This is a genomic window from Mesorhizobium sp. M1A.F.Ca.IN.020.06.1.1 (genome assembly GCF_004023265.1).
In the GTDB taxonomy this organism is placed as follows: Bacteria; Pseudomonadota; Alphaproteobacteria; order Rhizobiales; family Rhizobiaceae; genus Mesorhizobium.
On the sequence record NZ_RZSR01000936.1, the window covers coordinates 1 to 2335 of the forward strand.

4 protein-coding genes are annotated in these 2335 nt (G+C 65.1%); 3 read left to right on the plus strand and 1 reads right to left on the minus strand.

Annotation, left to right across the window (positions count from 1 at the left end; genetic code table 11):
* From EOA60_RS29260 to EOA60_RS29270, 3 genes are all read left to right on the plus strand, one after another.
* The coding region (locus EOA60_RS29260; RefSeq protein ID WP_245502635.1) for an AIR synthase-related protein at positions 1-592 on the plus strand (592 nt) is incomplete at its 5' end.
* The gene (locus tag EOA60_RS29265) at positions 589-1113 is read left to right on the plus strand and encodes a hypothetical protein (protein WP_095825268.1); all 525 of its coding nucleotides are present in this window, start codon (positions 589-591) and stop codon (positions 1111-1113) included. The genes EOA60_RS29260 and EOA60_RS29265, both read left to right, overlap by 4 nt.
* Positions 1114-1220: 107 nt before the next feature.
* Positions 1221-1454 (plus strand): BolA family transcriptional regulator, encoded by a 234-nt coding sequence (locus EOA60_RS29270; RefSeq protein ID WP_023674714.1) that lies wholly within the window; start codon positions 1221-1223, stop codon positions 1452-1454.
* Positions 1455-1473: 19 nt separating this feature from the next.
* Here the strand turns inward: EOA60_RS29270 and EOA60_RS29275 are convergent.
* On the minus strand, positions 1474-2335 hold an 862-nt coding region (locus tag EOA60_RS29275), incomplete at its 5' end, for a ZIP family metal transporter (protein ID WP_128312349.1).

Genomic DNA, 2335 nt, shown 5'->3' on the forward strand with positions numbered 1-2335 from the left:
GCCGACCATCGGCGGCGTCGGGCTGATCGCCGATTGGTCGAAGATGGCCCGCATCGGCTTTGCCGCCGAGGGCCAGATGATCGTGCTGGTCGGCGCGCCGCCGACATGGGGCAGCCATCTCGGCCAGTCGGTCTATATGCGCGACATCCACGGCCGCGCCGACGGTTCGCCGCCGCCCGTCGACCTCGAACATGAAAAGCGCGTCGGCGACCATGTGCGCGCGCTGATCGCTTCCGGCATCGTGACTGCCGCGCACGATGTCTCCGACGGCGGCCTTGCCGTGGCGCTGGCCGAAATGGCGATGGCATCCGGCATCGGCGCCACCATTCCCGGTCTCACCGGCACCGATCCGATCCCGGTCTGGTTCGGCGAGGACCAAGGACGTTATCTCCTGACCTTGTCGATCGACCCGCAAAGCGGCGAATGGGACAGGATCCGCGCGGAGCAGGGCAAGCTCGGCATCTTCGCGCCGTGGATCGGCACGACCGGTGGCGACATGCTGAAGCTCGGCGAGGCGCGTGCCGTTCCGGTCAGCGAATTGACCGCCGCCCATGAGGGCTGGTTCCCGCGCTTCATGGATCAGGCCATTTGACCAGGCTGGCGGTCCGGGCGCTGCTTGCAGCGGTTTTCTGGCCGTCGCTGTTCTTTTTCTGGTTCCTCGGCCCGTTCGTCTTTCTGCTGCTGTCGACGACCTCGAGCGAGGTCTGTCCAAGGCTCGAAACGCGAGCCGAGTTCCTTGCTGCGGCGAACGGCGCAATCCCGTTGCTGGCCGCTCAGGACCTCGTCTACGCCATTCCTGTTTTGTGCCTGGTGCTGTGGCAGCGCCTTTTGCCGGAGCCGGCTCGGGCAAGGCATATCGTCACTTGCGTCAAGCTCTTCGCCATTGCAACCGCCATCGGAGCGCTTTGGGCGTATGGTTCTTCGCTTATGTGCGATGGCTACGGCCGGCCGTTTTTCTCCCCGGTCTGGCAGTGGACGAGCTACTTGCCGATGGTCGGCATCGCGATAAACGTGCCGCTCTACGTGCTGACCTTCAGCCTCGGTCGCGCCTACTCGACGCACGAGGATGTGTCCGCCGGCGACGCGGCTCAGCCGGATCGGAATGTCCCGTGAAGCTTCGGTCACGGATGGAACCGCTTCAATCCGGACCGGAAAGGCTCTACGCTTATCCCCGACTCTCATCGCACGGGCTGCGCCCGCTCGAAAACAGGATTTCTGCCATGGCAATGGATGCGCACGACATCGAACGACTGATCAAGGAAGGCATTCCGGACGCCAAGGTGACAATTCGCGATCTGGCTGGTGACGGCGACCACTACGCTGCCGAAGTGGTGGCCGAGAGCTTCCGCGGCAAAAGCCGCGTCCAGCAGCACCAGATGGTCTATGACGCGCTGAAAGGCAATATGGGCGGCGTGCTGCATGCGCTCGCCCTGCAGACCAGCGTTCCGGACTGAGTGTTGACGCCGCCGTTGCTCAGATCTTTACCAGCATCGCCGTGAGGTACATGAAGCCGACCCCGGCTGTCAGCCCGGCCATCGCAGCCGGTGCGAGCAAGGCGCGCGAGCCATCGGGGCGCTGGCGAAGCTGCAGCGAAACCATCTCGACGATCACTTGCAGGATCGCTCCGGCGCCGATCGCCAGCGCCAGCGCCGACCATTGCGGCGCATAGGCGAGGCTGCCGATCCATAGGCCGACGACGGCGGGACCTCCCGCGAGCAGCGTCAACATGGCGAAGGTCCTGAGCGGCGGTCGCTGCTTCAGGATCGGGGCTGCGATGCCGATGCCTTCGGTGATGTTGTGCAAGGTGAAGCCAAGCACCAGGAACGTGCCGAGCCCGGCTGCGCCCGAGACGAAGGCGGCGCCGATCGCCAGCCCCTCGCCGAGATTGTGCAGGCCGATGCCGAGTGCGATGAAGGTGGCAAGCGCCAGCCCGGTCGGTGTCCCGCTGCGCCGGCCTGCCGCCATGAGCAGAAGGAAACTGGCGGTGGCTGCGAGTACGATCATGGTCGACCCTTGGAACAGGGCGGCTGCTTCGCCGGCCAGTTCGAACGCGTCCTCGAGCGTGTCGACGAAAAGGAAGGCGAGCAGACCGACGGTCATCGACAGGAGAAAGTCCATGCCGTTCCGCCCGACCCCGCGTAGTGCCGGATAGAACATCAGGCCGATCGCCACGGGCAGGATGCCGACAAAGCCGCCGAGCACCGCTTGCGCGGCAAAGCTAGGTGAACTGCGCGTCGGTGTGGGTACGGCGACGGCGATATCGTGCCCGAATGTTGTCCCGGTACTGGTTACGACATTGATCGCATGCGCCTCCCCCAGCACCCAGGGGTATGGC